This window comes from Pseudomonas sp. LBUM1660, assembly GCF_059695935.1.
Window position 1 is genome coordinate 3,717,405 of the sequence record NZ_CP166795.1, and the last position, 14,247, is coordinate 3,731,651.

The 14,247-nt window shown below is 55.2% G+C and carries 14 protein-coding genes and 2 pseudogenes; 4 read left to right on the plus strand and 12 right to left on the minus strand.

Annotation, left to right across the window (positions count from 1 at the left end; genetic code table 11):
* Window positions 1–2: 2 nt before the first annotated feature.
* From ACA068_RS17365 to ACA068_RS17380, 4 genes are all read right to left on the minus strand, one after another.
* A complete protein-coding gene (locus tag ACA068_RS17365) occupies window positions 3–1,640 on the minus strand; it encodes a GMC family oxidoreductase (RefSeq protein ID WP_497303495.1) in 1,638 nt (545 codons plus the stop codon).
* A gap of 68 nt (window positions 1,641–1,708) precedes the next feature.
* Window positions 1,709–2,677 carry a LysR family transcriptional regulator gene (locus ACA068_RS17370; protein ID WP_497303497.1) on the minus strand — a complete coding sequence of 323 codons (969 nt, stop codon included), beginning with the start codon at window positions 2,675–2,677 and terminating at the stop codon, window positions 1,709–1,711.
* A 73-nt stretch (window positions 2,678–2,750) separates the two neighbouring features.
* Window positions 2,751–4,289 carry a GMC family oxidoreductase gene (locus ACA068_RS17375; RefSeq protein WP_497303499.1) on the minus strand — a complete coding sequence of 513 codons (1,539 nt, stop codon included), beginning with the start codon at window positions 4,287–4,289 and terminating at the stop codon, window positions 2,751–2,753.
* A gap of 26 nt (window positions 4,290–4,315) precedes the next feature.
* Window positions 4,316–5,074 (minus strand): alpha/beta fold hydrolase, encoded by a 759-nt coding sequence (locus tag ACA068_RS17380; RefSeq protein WP_497303501.1) that lies wholly within the window; start codon window positions 5,072–5,074, stop codon window positions 4,316–4,318.
* Window positions 5,075–5,225: 151 nt separating this feature from the next.
* Between ACA068_RS17380 and ACA068_RS17385 the strand changes: the two genes are divergently transcribed.
* Both ACA068_RS17385 and ACA068_RS17390 read left to right on the plus strand, forming a co-directional pair.
* Window positions 5,226–6,161: a LysR substrate-binding domain-containing protein gene (locus ACA068_RS17385; RefSeq protein WP_497303503.1), complete on the plus strand. Its 936-nt coding sequence runs from the start codon at window positions 5,226–5,228 to the stop codon at window positions 6,159–6,161.
* A gap of 141 nt (window positions 6,162–6,302) precedes the next feature.
* Window positions 6,303–6,884: a hypothetical protein gene (locus tag ACA068_RS17390; protein WP_497303504.1), complete on the plus strand. Its 582-nt coding sequence runs from the start codon at window positions 6,303–6,305 to the stop codon at window positions 6,882–6,884.
* Between the two features lie 9 nt (window positions 6,885–6,893).
* Here the strand turns inward: ACA068_RS17390 and ACA068_RS17395 are convergent, their stop codons facing one another.
* The 7 genes and pseudogenes from ACA068_RS17395 to ACA068_RS17425 all read right to left on the minus strand — a co-directional run bounded on the left by ACA068_RS17395 (window position 6,894) and on the right by ACA068_RS17425 (window position 11,578).
* Window positions 6,894–7,499, minus strand: a complete 606-nt coding sequence (locus ACA068_RS17395) for a DJ-1/PfpI family protein (RefSeq protein ID WP_497303506.1) — start codon at window positions 7,497–7,499, stop codon at window positions 6,894–6,896.
* A gap of 184 nt (window positions 7,500–7,683) precedes the next feature.
* On the minus strand, window positions 7,684–8,049 hold the full coding sequence (locus ACA068_RS17400; protein WP_497303507.1) for an avidin-fold protein: 366 nt from the start codon (window positions 8,047–8,049) through the stop codon (window positions 7,684–7,686).
* Between the two features lie 55 nt (window positions 8,050–8,104).
* Window positions 8,105–8,920 (minus strand): diaminopimelate epimerase, encoded by an 816-nt coding sequence (gene dapF / locus ACA068_RS17405; protein ID WP_497310615.1) that lies wholly within the window; start codon window positions 8,918–8,920, stop codon window positions 8,105–8,107.
* Between the two features lie 422 nt (window positions 8,921–9,342).
* The gene (locus ACA068_RS17410; RefSeq protein ID WP_497303509.1) at window positions 9,343–10,275 is read right to left on the minus strand and encodes a GGDEF domain-containing protein; all 933 of its coding nucleotides are present in this window, start codon (window positions 10,273–10,275) and stop codon (window positions 9,343–9,345) included.
* 357 nt (window positions 10,276–10,632) lie between these two features.
* Window positions 10,633–11,043 (minus strand): annotated as a pseudogene (locus ACA068_RS17415) (malate:quinone oxidoreductase); the annotation flags it as partial.
* 17 nt (window positions 11,044–11,060) lie between these two features.
* Window positions 11,061–11,387: a low molecular weight protein tyrosine phosphatase family protein gene (locus tag ACA068_RS17420; RefSeq protein WP_497303511.1), complete on the minus strand. Its 327-nt coding sequence runs from the start codon at window positions 11,385–11,387 to the stop codon at window positions 11,061–11,063.
* Complete coding sequence (locus ACA068_RS17425) at window positions 11,384–11,578, minus strand: hypothetical protein (RefSeq protein WP_497303512.1); 195 nt, start codon at window positions 11,576–11,578, stop codon at window positions 11,384–11,386. Before ACA068_RS17425 ends, ACA068_RS17420 begins: the two co-directional genes overlap by 4 nt.
* Before the next feature lie 310 nt (window positions 11,579–11,888).
* Between ACA068_RS17425 and ACA068_RS17430 the strand changes: the two genes are divergently transcribed.
* Both ACA068_RS17430 and ACA068_RS17435 read left to right on the plus strand, forming a co-directional pair.
* Window positions 11,889–12,677, plus strand: a complete 789-nt coding sequence (locus ACA068_RS17430; RefSeq protein WP_497303513.1) for a nucleotidyltransferase domain-containing protein — start codon at window positions 11,889–11,891, stop codon at window positions 12,675–12,677.
* Window positions 12,678–12,808: 131 nt separating this feature from the next.
* Entirely contained in the window at window positions 12,809–13,276 is a 468-nt protein-coding gene (locus tag ACA068_RS17435; protein WP_497303515.1) for a hypothetical protein, read from the plus strand.
* Between the two features lie 55 nt (window positions 13,277–13,331).
* Here the strand turns inward: ACA068_RS17435 and ACA068_RS17440 are convergent.
* A pseudogene (locus tag ACA068_RS17440) lies at window positions 13,332–13,953 on the minus strand (tyrosine-type recombinase/integrase).
* Window positions 13,954–14,247: the final 294 nt, after the last annotated feature.

Below are 14,247 nucleotides of genomic sequence, written 5' to 3' on the forward strand. Positions count from 1 at the left end.
GATTAAGCGTAGAGACGGGCAATGTGCTCGGCAGTGGCAATCACGGTGATGTTGGTGGCGACCGAGGGCACGTCGGGGAAAATGGACGCATCCACCACGCGCAGCCCCTGCACACCGATGACCCGCGCTTGCAGGTCGACCACCGCCCGCGCATCCCCCGGCTTGCCCATCGGCGCCGTCGAGGTCGGGTGGTGATAGGTGTCGAGACTGGCTTTGACGCTGGCCAGCAACGCCTCGTCCGAGTCGTTGCCTTGACCGGGGTTGAGCTCGGAATGGATCAAGGCATTCAGCGGCCCCGTGCTGCCGATTTTGCGGGCCAGGCGGATGCCATCCAGCAGGCGCTGGCGGTCCTTGGGCTCGGCGAGAAAATTCAGGTCGATGATCGGCGCCACGAACGGATCACGGCTGGCCAGGGTCACCTTGCCCCGGGACAGTGGCCGCGTCAGGGCGACGGCGAGCACGAAGCCGACGCCGGTCGGGCTCTGATCATGGGGAAACAAGTGGGTGGCGGTGATGTGCAGGTCCAGCTCGCCATTCTCGGCGGAGCGGCTGTGGGTCCAGAGCTTGGCGCCGATGGCGGGCGACTGGCTGCCGATTGCGTCAGGCCTGGCGGCATAGGCGTTGTAATAGAACGGGTGATCCACCAGGTTCTGCCCGACCGGTAGCTCGGCGACGGGTGGAATCTGCAAGGCACGCAAGTCTTCGCCAGGGCCAACCCCCGAACGCAAGAGGATCGCGGCGCTGCCGTAGCTGCCGGCGGAAAGGATCACTTCAGCGGCCAACAATTTTTCACCGTTGGCCAATTGCACGCCGATCGCACGTTTGCCGTCGAACAGCACTTTGTCCACCAGGCTGTCGGTCTGGATCTGCAGGTTGTCGCGGGCGCGCACCTCGTCGGTGAGGTACGCCATGCCGGTGTTGACCCGCACGCCGTTGACGATGTTCATCGGGTACGGGCCCACACCATGGGCGTCAGCGCCGTCGAAGTCCTCGATCACGCGGTAGCCATTGGCGAAGGTCGCGTAGATGAACGCGCGCTGCATGGGGGTGACATCGGCTTTGCCGAGTTGATGCACCGGCAACGGCCCTTCATGGCCATGCAACGCGCTGGCACCGCCGCTGTGGGTTTCCAGTTTTTTGAACGACGGCAGCAGCTCTTCATAGCTCCAGCCTGGCAGATCCCAGCGCTTGAAATCGGTGGCACGGGCACGGATGGCCACCGCGCCGTTGATCGCCGAACTCCCTCCCAGCACCTTGCCGCGCAAGGCGCCGATGGGGTGGTCGATGTAGCCCGGTCGGGTCTTGTAACCCCATTCGAATTCAGGATTGGCGTTAGCGCCGACGATGTCGCTGCTGGCCACGATCTCGGGGTAATTGTGCGGACTGTAGCTTTGGCCGGCTTCGAGCAATAACACCTGACGCGTGGTGTTCTCACTCAAACGACGGGCCAGCACCGCGCCCGCCGAACCACCGCCAACGATGATCACATCTACTGGCGCGCGATCAGCGCCACGCTTGCCAGCCATACCGCTGGACTCCAACGCCTGCGCCAAACCACTGCCCGCCGCCAACGTCGCAGCGGCCACAACTCCGCCGGCCAGAACCGCCCGGCGAGCAGGATTGTCAAGGGTACTCTTCATCCGTTTTCTTCCCTGTCAGACGTCAGAATGCGTCTGTTGGGGAAAAGCATATGGGACGGTGCGCAGGCTCATAAGCCGGCAAAAGACGATTCCACGTTTCGTTTTTTCAGAACGATTGAACGCGGGCCAGCCGCGAGCATTTTCTCCCACACCGGCGGGTTGCCGATCTGTTCGATGAGGAAGCTGGTCAGCGCATGAAGCTTGGGCGACGCTCGCTGGGATTGCCGGTAAACCGCCGAAATATTGCCGCCACGCGGGGCATAAGGCTCCAGCACTTCTATGAGTTCACCGGCCACAATCGCCTGCGCCGCCAGGAAGGTCGGCAGAATCGCCAGGCCCATGCCGGCCTTGGCGCCTTCCATGAGTTGATGGCCATTGTTGGTGCGCATCCGGCAGCGCACACGGAACGATTCCAGGGTGTTGTTCACCGGCAGCGTCCACATGCCGTGGGGTTCGCGATTCACATAGAGCATGGCGAAATGCTGGGACAGCTCTTGCGGGGTTTGCGGTGTGCCGTGAGCGGCCAGGTACTCCGGGCTCGCGCAGATGATGTGACGGTTGGGCGTGATGGTCTTGGCGACCAGCGAGGAGTCCGGCAACTCGCCGATGCGGATGGCCGCGTCATAGCGTTCTTCGTGCAGATTGACGTGGCGGTCATCGAACTCGATGTCCAGCTGCAACTCCGGGTAACGCACCGCGAAGGACGACAGGATCGGCGTCAGGTAACGAATGCTGAAAGCCATCGGCGCGGCAAGCCGCAGCACGCCTCGCAAGCTCGATTGAAACGCTTGCACCGCGTCTTCGGCGTCTTCGACATCCGCCAGAATACGCACGCAATAACGGTAAAACACATCGCCCGACTCCGTCAGCCGGGCCTGACGCCCCCGCTCCAGCAAGATGCTGCCCAAGCGCTTTTCCAGTTGCTGGATCCGCAGGCTGACCATTGATTTTGCGATACCCAAACGCCGAGCGGCTTCGGAAATACTGCCGGTGTCCACCACCATGACGAAAGAATGCATCTCGGACAGCTTGTTCAAGTTTTAGTAATCCAAATAGAGGGGGGCATGCCCTTCCAGATGGCATGCCCCCTCAATGTTTTTATTGGGCGAATTAACGTGATTTTTTAATGGTATCGGTCAACTTTTCCGCCGTCATGATGACGGTCGGGTTCAAGTTGATCAGCGGGATCTCGGGGAAGATAGAGGCATCAATAACGCGTAGTCCTTCCACGCCGTACACGCACCCTTCCTCATCCACCACGGCGTTCGGGTCATCCGGCAAGCCCATCGGCGCCGTCGAGCAAGGGTGCTGCAAGGTGCCCACACCTTTTGCCAGCGCCGCACGAATCTGCTCGTCACTGTCGTCAGTCGCTGAGCCTGGATAGAGCTCTTCCACGATCAGGCTCTTGAGCGGTTCCGTGTTGGCCAGTTTGCGGGCCAGACGGAAGCACTCGATCATCCGGTTCATGTCATCTTCAGTGGTCAGGTGATTGAGTTCGATGACAGGTGCGTCTTGGGGATCGCGACTGTTCAAACGCAAGCGACCGTGTGATGTGCAATGCATCAATTCCAGCCCCAGCGAAAAAGCGACACCGGTTGGACTGATGGCGGGATCGAGCAGATGCGAGGGGGAAATACCGATATCCAGTTCTTTATCCGAACTGGCGTAGGACGAGTGGGTCCACAACTGCGCCCCCACCACTGGCCGATCCTGCCCCTTCAACGCTTCTGTCCCACTGAAGTTCATCCAGAAGAACGCATGATCGAGCAGCCGAACACCAACCGGCGCGTCTTTTACCAAAGGAATATCCAACGCTTCAAGGTCTGCCCTGGGGCCGATGCCTGAACGCAAAAGAATCGCGGCAGACCCATAGGCACCCGCGCTCAGGATGACTTCTTGGCCGTGGACTTTTTCACCGCCCGCCAACAGCACCGACTGCACCTTGCCGTCTTCAAACAGCACCTTGTCTACGAGGCTTTGATCGAGAATCGACAGGTTGTGGCGAGCGCGCACTTCACGCGTGAGGTACGCCATCCCGGTATTAACGCGGACGCCGTTGATCACGTTCATTGGATTTGGACCGGCGCCATTATTGGCCTCGGGGTCATTGAAATCGTCGACTTTGTTGGCGCCACAAGCCCATGCCGCCTCGACCATTGCGCGCTGTACCGGGGTGATGTAATCCAAAGACATTTGATGAATCGGCAGCGGCCCGTTTCGGCCGTGCCATTTATCTTCGCCATGGGCGGTGCGCTCCATTTTTTTGTAATAGGGCAGCACCTCTTCAAAGCTCCAGCCTTTCAGGCCTTTGGCGGTGAAGCGCGCAAAGTCAAAGGGCAACGCTCGGCAGGCGACGGCGCCATTGATGGCAGAACTTCCGCCCAGTACTTTTCCACGCGGGGCGTAGACCGCCTGCGGTTGCTCGACCGGGGTTGCGAAATAGCCCCACTCGTAACGTTTATCACCGTTGGCTGCGATGATAGTGCTGCTGTAGATCTCTTCTGGGTATTCATCGGGGTCAAAGGCTCGGCCCGCCTCAACCAACAGCACACTCAGTTGTGGGTCTTGCGACAAACGCGCCGCCAATACGGCACCGGCAGAACCGCCACCCAGAATGACGAAGTCGAATACGTTGCTGTACACAGTCATCTTTATTTCCCTATCGATAGCGACGTTCAGCGCGTGGTGTTGAGCGCTTCAGTAATGACCCTGGCCACGTCGGCAGGTCGAGACTGATGCGGTACGTGGCTGGTCGGCAGCGCCGTCGTTGTGGCATTGATTTTCCGGGCGAGTGCTCGCTGCAAGTCAGGCGTAATCATGCGGTCGCGCTCACTGACGATGTACCACGAGGGCTTCTGCTTCCAGGCGGCCACGCTGATGCGCTCGTCGAACGCTTTGGAATTGATGGCGCCTTGCGTGGCGGCCATCACCCGACCCTGCGCAGCGGGCACGTCCGGGGCAAAGTCCTGCTCGATACCTTGTTGCGTGAGCGACAAATACCCGGCCTTGTCAGCCACAAATTCGCCCATGCCCGGCGACGGCGGATAGTCCTTGCCGACCTCGGCCGTGGTCTGCCCAACGTCAGGGACGAAGGCAGCCACGTAGACCAGCGCCGCCACTTTGTCGCTTGCACCGGCCTCGGTGATCACGCTCCCGCCCCACGAATGCCCGACCAGCACCACCTTGCCCGGCGCCGCTTCAATCGCGCGGCGGGTCATGGCCACATCCTCCGACAGCGAATTCAAACCGTTCTGCACCGCCCTTACTTTCACCCCTTTGGCCTGCAGCAACGTGATCACCTTGGCCCAGTCAGAGCCATCGGCAAACGCCCCATGCACCAGCACCACGGACGGATCGTTGCCAGCGTTGGCATAACCCACCGAACCCAGTGTGGCCAAACCCAAAGACATCGCGAGAATCGTCCTGCGTAACATCTGAAGCTTCTTTAATGAACCCACCGAACGGCGGCAATCTAGGCGCTTTGCTGTCTTGTGAACCAGTCCCGAAAAACGGGTTTGTCTTTCCCATCCATTGGACGATCGTTCTTGTATAGTTGGCCTCTTTTGGCCGAAGGGATGCCGCCCAGTGCTCGACCTCAATGACCTTCAGTACTTTGTGATGGTGGTGGACCACGGCGGCTTCGCGCCGACCGCACGGGCGCTGGGCATTCCAAAATCCAACCTCAGCCGCCGCATTGCATTGCTCGAAGAACGCCTGGGTGTGCGCTTGATCATCCGCAACACCCGCAATTTCAAGGTGACGGAATTAGGTCAGACGTATTACGCCCATTGCCGAGCCATGCTCAAAGGGGCGGAAGCCGCTGAAGCCGCCGTCGCCATGACCCACACAGAACCCGGCGGCTTGCTGCGCGTCACCTGCCCGACGGTGTTACTGGAAGAATGCGTCGGCGGCATCATCACCCGCTTCATGGCCATGTACCCGCGAGTCGAAGTGCATCTGGAAGCCAGTGACCGCCAGGTCGATGTGGTTGCCGAGGGCGTTGACCTGGCACTGCGAGTCCGCCCGCCTCCCCTTCAGGATTCGGACCTGGTCAACCGCGTCATGTCCCCGCGACCACAATGCCTGGTGGCCAGTCCCGCGCTATTGAACCGCCTCGGTGTACCCCACGAGCCGGAAGAACTGGCACGATTCCCCAGCGTCCACCACGGCAGTCCGCAACGTGATTACAGTTGGACGTTGTTCCATCAAGATGGCGCGGAATTTACGATCCAGCATCGTCCGCAACTGATCACCAAGGGACTGCCCATGCTGCGGTGCGCGGCGATAGACAGCGTCGGTATTGCGCAAATGCCGATGTCGCTGGTGCATGACTTTATCGAGCGCAGACAACTGGTGGTGGTGTTGCCTGATTGGGCGCCGCGGACTGAGATGATTTATGCGGTGTTTGCGAGCCGGCATGGGATGCTGCCGTCGATGCGGATGTTGATCGATTTTATGGTGGAGCAGTTCAGGTTGCTGGATGATCCGGCGCGGGGGATGCGCGGGAGTCAGTTGGTTTGATAAGGCCCTCAAGGAGGGCGTCAGATTTTTTGTGTTCGGGCAGCTAACGGCCAAAAGCTGGACCTTGCAGGTGAGTTGCCAGACGGCCGCTATTCCACTGCTATGCTGATAGCATCTGTTTCTCCGGTAGAGACGAGTAGCATGACAGCACAAGGCAAGCATTCCTCGTTCACGCCCAAGGCTATGGCCTACTTGGCTGGAATTTTCCTTGTCGCTTGGGTTGCCATAAAGTCGCTCGAAACTTATTTCGACCTGACATTGATGGCAGATACCACGAGCTGGCTGCTACGTCTGGGGGGTTGGCTTTTGCTGGAAACGCCAATACCAAATTGGTCGCTGCTGATGATTATCGCGATTTTAATCAGCTCTCTGTCTGTAGCGATTTACTACGTCCGCATCCCTGATGGAACTGACGGCGAGTTACACGAGATAGAGCGAAAGGTTTACAAAAATAACAACCCTCAGTTTCCAAGATTGACAGATAACCAAACGCTACTGATGGAAGTTTTAGCCTATCATGCGAACTTCAGAAAAGTTGCAAACTTGAACTCGGTTTGCAAACTTGTCTCACTCAGCACGTCAGAAGTCGAAGCCGGTCTAAAGCAACTCCAGGCCAAACGTCTCGTGACGCAAAAAGTGACCCGAGGTACGTTTGGCGCCACCATTTTTGAACTGACCTTGGCAGGTAAGGATTATGCGTTAGAGCGATTTGACCTTACGTAGCAGTGATGTCTAAGGCGGCGAAAGAAACCGCGAAATGTTCGCCATCGCACGCGTTATGTAAATGTCTTTCTCCCCCACTGGGGCAACATAATGAAGCGCACTGCGTGCAGCCTCTATACCCGCCAGACGGGCGATGAACCATGCGGCCAGATACTGCGACGACAGACAGCCGCCAGCAGTTGCGACATTGCCCTTGGCCACGAACGGCTGATTGAGTACTGCCACGCCAGCCTCTTCAACCCATGGCTTGGTGATCAGATCCGTGCAGGCCGGAACCTCGTTCAGCAGGCCGAGCTTTGCAAGTATCAGCGTGCCCGAGCACTGGGCGCCCAGGAGTTGGCGGGCCGGGTCGAATTTCAGTCGAGACATCAGTGCGTCGTCCGCGACGACGTCCCGGGTCAATCTCCCACTGCCCACCAGCACTGCATCCGCGCTGCAGGCGTCCTCTAACGACGCCTGCGCCTCGATCTTCAGGCCGTTCATCGACAGCACCTTATCCGTGGGGCTGGCGATAGACACTCGCCAGCCCGGCTGTTGAACTCGGTTGAAGATGCCGAACGCGATGAGAGAGTCGAGTTCGTTGAACCCATCAAAGGTAAGGATGGCGATGTGCATGATGAGCCTCATACCAGAGAAATTCTGCGGCCCATCGTAAAATCAAACAGTCAATACATTCAAAAAATTGTCATAGATACAATTCGGCTAACTGCGGCGGATTCGCAGCCATGCGGTGCCTCTCTGCAACATCCACTTTGGGTTGCTCAGATGGACGTGCAATTATTAAAAAAATCCTTAATCGCTAGGCGGCAAGTTCGACGTAACTCGACTCCCCTCCTCCAGTCGCACCCGACAACCAACCCCATACAAACATCAGAGTGGTACGTCCTGCGTGATCCACGCCGACCGTGCCACGAGACCAGCCGGCAAGAATCTCGCCATCCGTGGTCAAGCATTGATAAAGAAGCTCAATAGTATCGGGGCCAGTCACGCGCCCGACTTGATTACCGATGCGTATCCGGCCGCCTTGGTAAGTGCCCGAAATGGCATCTTCCTTGACATGGTAAAGAAATACTGTGCCTGTACCGGATAGCCCGTGGGCGTTCTCCGCTACCGTAAATCGGCGATTGTTCAAACGCTCGCTGACCTGAGAAAAGGGAGTTTCCATAAATGTCGCGTCCTTAGTCGAGATGTTCCATTCCATCCTTCGATTATCGTGACACTTATCCATCTGACCAGCTACCCGTGAGTGCTCCCGAGAAAATTGTATCTACCGGCCCACTGAGAAAAACCGATCCCTCGCCATCCCATTGAACGGTTACGGCGCCACCATCACATTCAACCTCAACGGAATCGTCTAACAAGCCACGACGAATTCCGTTAACAACGGCGCCACACGAGCAGGAACCTGAGCCGAGCGGAATACCGCCCCAGCGTTCCCAAATCCGCAACCGGATGTGCTTTCGGTCAATGATCTGGACGAAATGCACGTTCGTCCTGAGTGGAAACAGAGGGTTTGTTTCAAGGCTAGGTCCGATTGTCGCGATATCAATCGCCGTAAGATCATCCACAAAATAGGTGCAGTGCGGATTTCCCATGCTGCACGCAGTTGGACCACCATCAAGGGGCAAAACAGCGGTATCCATTTCCTGAGCCAAGGGAACATCCGACCAGCCGAACAGTGGCGGCCCCATGTTGACCGAAATGGCGCCGGTGGAGGTCCGTTCGCAAGAGAGTAGACCCCGGTTGGTTCGAAGCACTATCGACGTAGAATTTGATTCGCGCATCAACATATCCGCGGCACCGCGCGTTGCGCTGCCACAAACATCCAGCGTGGAGCCATCTGCATTCCAAAACATCAAGCGCGCATCTGCATCATCGCAATCGAGCACCACCGCGAGTTGATTAAATCCGACGCCTCGGTTCCGATCACCCATTCGCCGAGCCAAGGTGCCTGTCACTGGATTGGCCGAGTTTCGTGAGTCCACCACAACGAAATCGTCGCCATTTGCGTGCATCTTGTGAAAACTCAGTGGCATAAATAGATCCTGGATAGGAGACAAGTGGTGAGTTGATGCTTGAAGGCGTTCTAGCCCCATCAGCATAACTTTTTCAAGCTGCGTGAGAGCAAGCCCCTTCACCACAAAACACTCGTCGGCTTTGAGTATTTCGTAACCTGCAAGACCAGAATCCCAGACACAAAAAAGCCCACTGATCGTACCGCCTCAGTGGCTTTTTACTGCGTGACACGTTGAAGCAACGCCCTCACTTACTCCTGCGAATCGACCTGATCTAACACCCGATTCACCAACAACTCTGCCAGAGAAATTGTATTTCGCGAAAGTCAGTTACCGGCCAATTGCTTCCGGCCGCAAACGGACCTGATCGCCCCTCAAACAGGCCTTTAGGGCGCGACATGATGTTGAACAAAAGCCATTTTCCCCAGGGTTTCGTACAGAACCTAAAGATTAAAAAATTGGTTTCTACCCCGTTCTTTAGCTATGTAGAGCGCTTTATCGGCTTGGGCCAGTAGTACGTTATACGGGTGCAGCGGACCAAACGAATGTACTGAAAAACCAACGCTTATAGTTAAGTATCCTGTGCTGGACGCGGAGTGCGATATTCTTAAGTCTCGCACTTCTTGGCATAGCGTTTCGACGTGCCGAGCTGATTGGTCTTTCGTCATGCCGTTGAAAAGAACTACAAATTCTTCGCCGCCATACCTGGCTGCAAAATCAGAGCCTCGCTGAAAAGATTTATTCAAACTATCAGCGACACGCATTAATGCTTCATCGCCCGCTTGATGCCCATAAATATCATTGAACGACTTGAAGTTATCAACATCAATCATGGCAAGAGTCAATGAGTCGCTGTTGCGGCATGCAATTTTACATTGAATTTCGAACTGCGCATCAAAAAAACGACGATTGTAAATGCCTGTCAGTCCGTCTTTTATTGATAGCTGCTCGAAGTGTGCTTTCATTTCTTCGAGGGACTGATGTTCGTCGCGAAGTTGCTGTTGTATTAGCATGCGGGACGTTACATCTTTTTGTATACCTAAAAAATTGGTTACAACTCCATTTTCATCATGAATTGGAGATATGCTTAGCTCATTCCAAAACATCGTTCCATCCTTGCGGTAGTTCCGCAAGGTTACGAGGCAGTACTCACCGTCCTTAACGGCTTTGTGAATAATTTCAAGTTCAGGTTGTTCTTGATCGTTTTTTTGTAGGTATCGGCAGTTAATGTTAGTGATTTCTTCAAACGAGTAACCGGTCATGCGTTCAAAAGCAGGATTTACAAAAATCAGCGGATTGTCGTCAATACAATTATCGGAGATGGTAATGCCATCTCGCGAATCCATAACTGCCTGTTTAAGAATTTCAATCTTCATGCAAATTCCGTAAGTAGGATTAAATGGAGGAGCGCTGTTTTAAAAGCGCATAGCATCTGGATAGCACAATTATCTTAATTGCTTAATATATAAGTGTAGTCACTGAAAAAACACAATGTCTGTTTTTTTGTGTTTTCGATAACCTTTGCGATTGATTTCAGTCAAAAACTCCGCAGAAATGACCTGCATCAGGGCATCAGCATTAAAGGCTTAACTGGTCACTTCTTTTTCGCGCAACCGGTTGAATCCACAGCCGAAAGCTGACACGTCGAACGAGATGAATCGACCCTTGCAGCCCCCCCCACAAAAAAGCCCACTGACCGTCACCGGTTCAGTGGGCTTTTGACAGGCCTCTAGTTACAGAGCCATATCCGTCGCAGCATTAGCCTTCGGCGCCTTCGCCTTGCCAGCATCAGCCGGAGCAGCAGCCGGAGCCGCCACCTGACCAATCGCTGGCGGTGGAGTCAGTTGCAGCACCTTGGCGGTGTAAGCCCACTCCTGCGCAACCTTCTCAGGACTGCCATTCAACTGCGTGCCATAGCTCGGCATGATCTGATGCAGCTTTTCCTGCCAGGCTGGCGAAGCCACCCTGTCTTTGAACACTTTCTGCAGCACGGTCAGCATGATCGGTGCCGCAGTCGATGCGCCCAACAGACCGGTAATCGAGCCGTCCGCGGAAGCAACGATTTCAGTACCCAACTTCAGCACGCCACCCGCCGCTTCATCACGCTTGATGATGTGCACGCGTCGGCCGGCTTGCCCAATGCGGATTCCGAAGCGCGAGCCTAGGTAGAAAGGTGCGGCTTCACATTAACTTCGAGCATGTCCACCAGTTCAGGGTCCATGTAGCGAAAGTCGTCGGGAATATCCAGAGAGTGAATCCGCTTGTGTTCAAGCAGGCGAGCGTACTCAGCCTGCAGGCGATTCAGGTGTTTGCGTTCCATGACAAAAATGACATCGGCCCAACGAATATCCGCTGCGTCGATGGGTTTTCGTGCATTCGGGCTAGTGCCCGCTGAACGGGCACTGAAGCCAGGTCGACGGCGCCAGATTGCTTCCGCAGTAGGGCTACGCCATTGGTTACGGCTGCAGACGAACAGGAGGTTAGTCACTCTAGATCCAACAATTGGCGGGTGTTGCGGATGGGATAGCTCATGCCGAGTTGGCGTGCCCTGACCAACTTGTCGGCACGGGTGTACATCAGCTTCCAGTTCTTTTCCGGCTTGAACTTCAGCGGACGGACCGCTTTGTCATTGTCGCATTTACGGGCCTGTGTGCGTCTCCAGGCGCGGGTTCTTGCCATGGTCATGTCCTCGTGAGTACCGGGTTCAGCAGCCGCGGTAATACGAGTTGCGAGTATGGTAAGCGTGAATCGGGGGAGTGGCTAGTCTGGTGCAGTTATCGAATTCCAACGGCGGCAATTTCTGGGCCGAGAGCAGACGTAGACTGGTCAGCTTTGGGTCGATTGCAGTCCTTCGCGACAGGCTGCAATCGGCCAGGTGCGGACAGTGGACAGTGGACAGTGGACAGTGGACAGTGGACAGTGGACAGTGGACAGTCCACCTCGGGATGAGTAGCGTGCAATCGAAATATCGTCTAGTTAGAGTTGGCTCATGGTTTCTATCGTTGTTCAAGAAGAGGTTCGAGACCGGCTACGCCGTGCTGAGAACGAGCATGACGTGAAAGTTCTATTAGCTATTGAGTCTGGTAGTCGTGCCTGGGGATTCGCTTCTCCCAACAGCGACTACGACGCACGCTTCATCTACGTAAATAAACCCGAGTGGTATCTCTCTGTCGGCCTCGAGGAGCAACGCGACGTCATCGAGTATCCGATCATTGACGACATGGATATCAATGGCTGGGATCTACGAAAGGCACTCAAGCTATTTTGGAAGTCCAATCCAGGCTTTGTGGAGTGGATACAGTCGACCATCATATACGAGCATGCTGGCTGTTTCCACGAGCGGGCAAAGGAGTTATTGCCGCAGGTGTATTCGGTGGAGAGTGGCATCTACCATTATCGCAGCATGGCCAAAACCAACTATAGGGGATACTTGCAGGCCCCTCAGGTACCGCTGAAAAAATACTTCTACGTTCTGCGCCCGCTGTTATCGGTGCGGTGGCTGGAGCAGTTTGGTACACCTGCTCCCATAGAGTTTGACAAGCTGTGCGGTGTCATCGAACGAGAGCCCGGGCTCAAGCAGGCCATTGATGACTTGCTTGCGATCAAGCGCACGTCTCCGGAGATGGGGTTATCACCCCAGATCATTCCCATCCAACAATTCATTGAGCGTGAACTGAATCGACTTGAGTCTATCAAGCCGATACGTACCGAGCGCAAAGACGTTGAGCCATTACTTTCGGAACTGTTTCGCACTGTACTCAAAGAAACTTGGGGATGAGGTGCCCAATGAAATAAAGCAGTTGAAAGACCAATGACGACCAGTAGCTGACGGTTCCCGAAACATTTGCTATCATTTTGCTACTACTGGTCGCTCTTCCCATTGGTACGGTGTAAACATTAGGTTCTTCCATGTTCAACAGAAACGACTTTGATCAGCTCTCCAGTGAGCAACTGCTTTTTTGGAGATCGCACAATGATTGTCCCGTGCTCTATTACGTCACCTATCCATCAAGCGCCTTTCAGTGCCCGGCATCTCAAGAGACCATCAGGGTAACCCGCTCCTTCAAGCGGCAAGAAGAGAATGGATTAAACTTCTGGCTTCACGCGGAATGGATCGATTGGCGACCCGGAGGTGAAAGTTATTTCCCCGGATACGTTTCCGACGCTCAGTTTGAGGAAATCTCTGAAGCTGTTTTCAATCAGATGGTTGCGGATCAGGCGATTGAATTGGTCGCTCCACTCAAACAACCTCTGCATGAGTCGACCGGTTTCGTAGGAGCGCTATTGATGTACTCAATGAAAACGGAATTCATCGTTTCGCTGTTCGCGGAGTATGAAGATGAGTACATCCATTTCCGTTGGGACACGACTTCATGAGCGGCAGCTAAGGGTCGAATAGCGACGGTCTAGCATTGACCGTCACTAGGGACGGTTAGACCTCCGTCTGTTCCGCCATTTCCAGGGCATCATCGACTTCGATTCCCAGGTATCTGACGGTGCTTTCAAGCTTCGTCTGACCAAGCAGGAGTTGGACCGCTCTTAGGTTCTTCGTCCTGCGATAAATCAGCGAGGCCTTGGTTCGCCGTAGCGTATGAGTACCGTACATGCTTGGGTCAAGGCCAATGGCGGTCACCCATGCTTTTACTATTCGAGCATATTGCCTGGTGGAGAGATGATCTGAGCTGTGCAGCCGGGTCGGAAACAAAAAATCCTCGCTGCGGAGGCGGGCCTGTCGCATCCACGCCTCCAGAACCGCTCGGGTTTGCTCAGTGATTTCAAATTGCACTGGGTGCTGGGTCTTCTGCTGCATCACGATGGCCCGTGACGACACATGTTCTTCATGTGCTATATCCCGCACTTGCAGCTTGGTTAAATCACAGGCACAGCAGTTTGCTGTCGATAGCCAAGTTGAAGAGCGCCAGATCCCGTGTCTTCTCCGCAAGCTGGAGTCTCACCCGAATGGCCCAGATATCTCTGACTCGAAGCGGGGCTTTCTGCCCGACAAGCTTTCCCTTGTTCCAAGGCTGATGTCTGTTTTTAGAAATAATGTTCATGGCTCGTCCTCAACGTTAAGGGAGGACAAGGGTGGATCAGTCACAATGAGCGGAGGTCACTAACCGACCCTTTGCGGCCATTCAAAAAGGTCAACATCAGTGGTCTTGGTTTGGTTCTTTTCAGCATTTCTCGGTGTTTTTTAACTCAGCTCCCTGATTTGCTGGTGGCTCGCGACGAGGTACCTCCTGAATTGAGGGTGTGAAAGGACGAGCTGATCTATCGATTGGTGGTGTTGATCGAAAAGAATGATTGTGGCCGTGTGGGACTCGATCAAATAGTCGACTTTCAGTTTG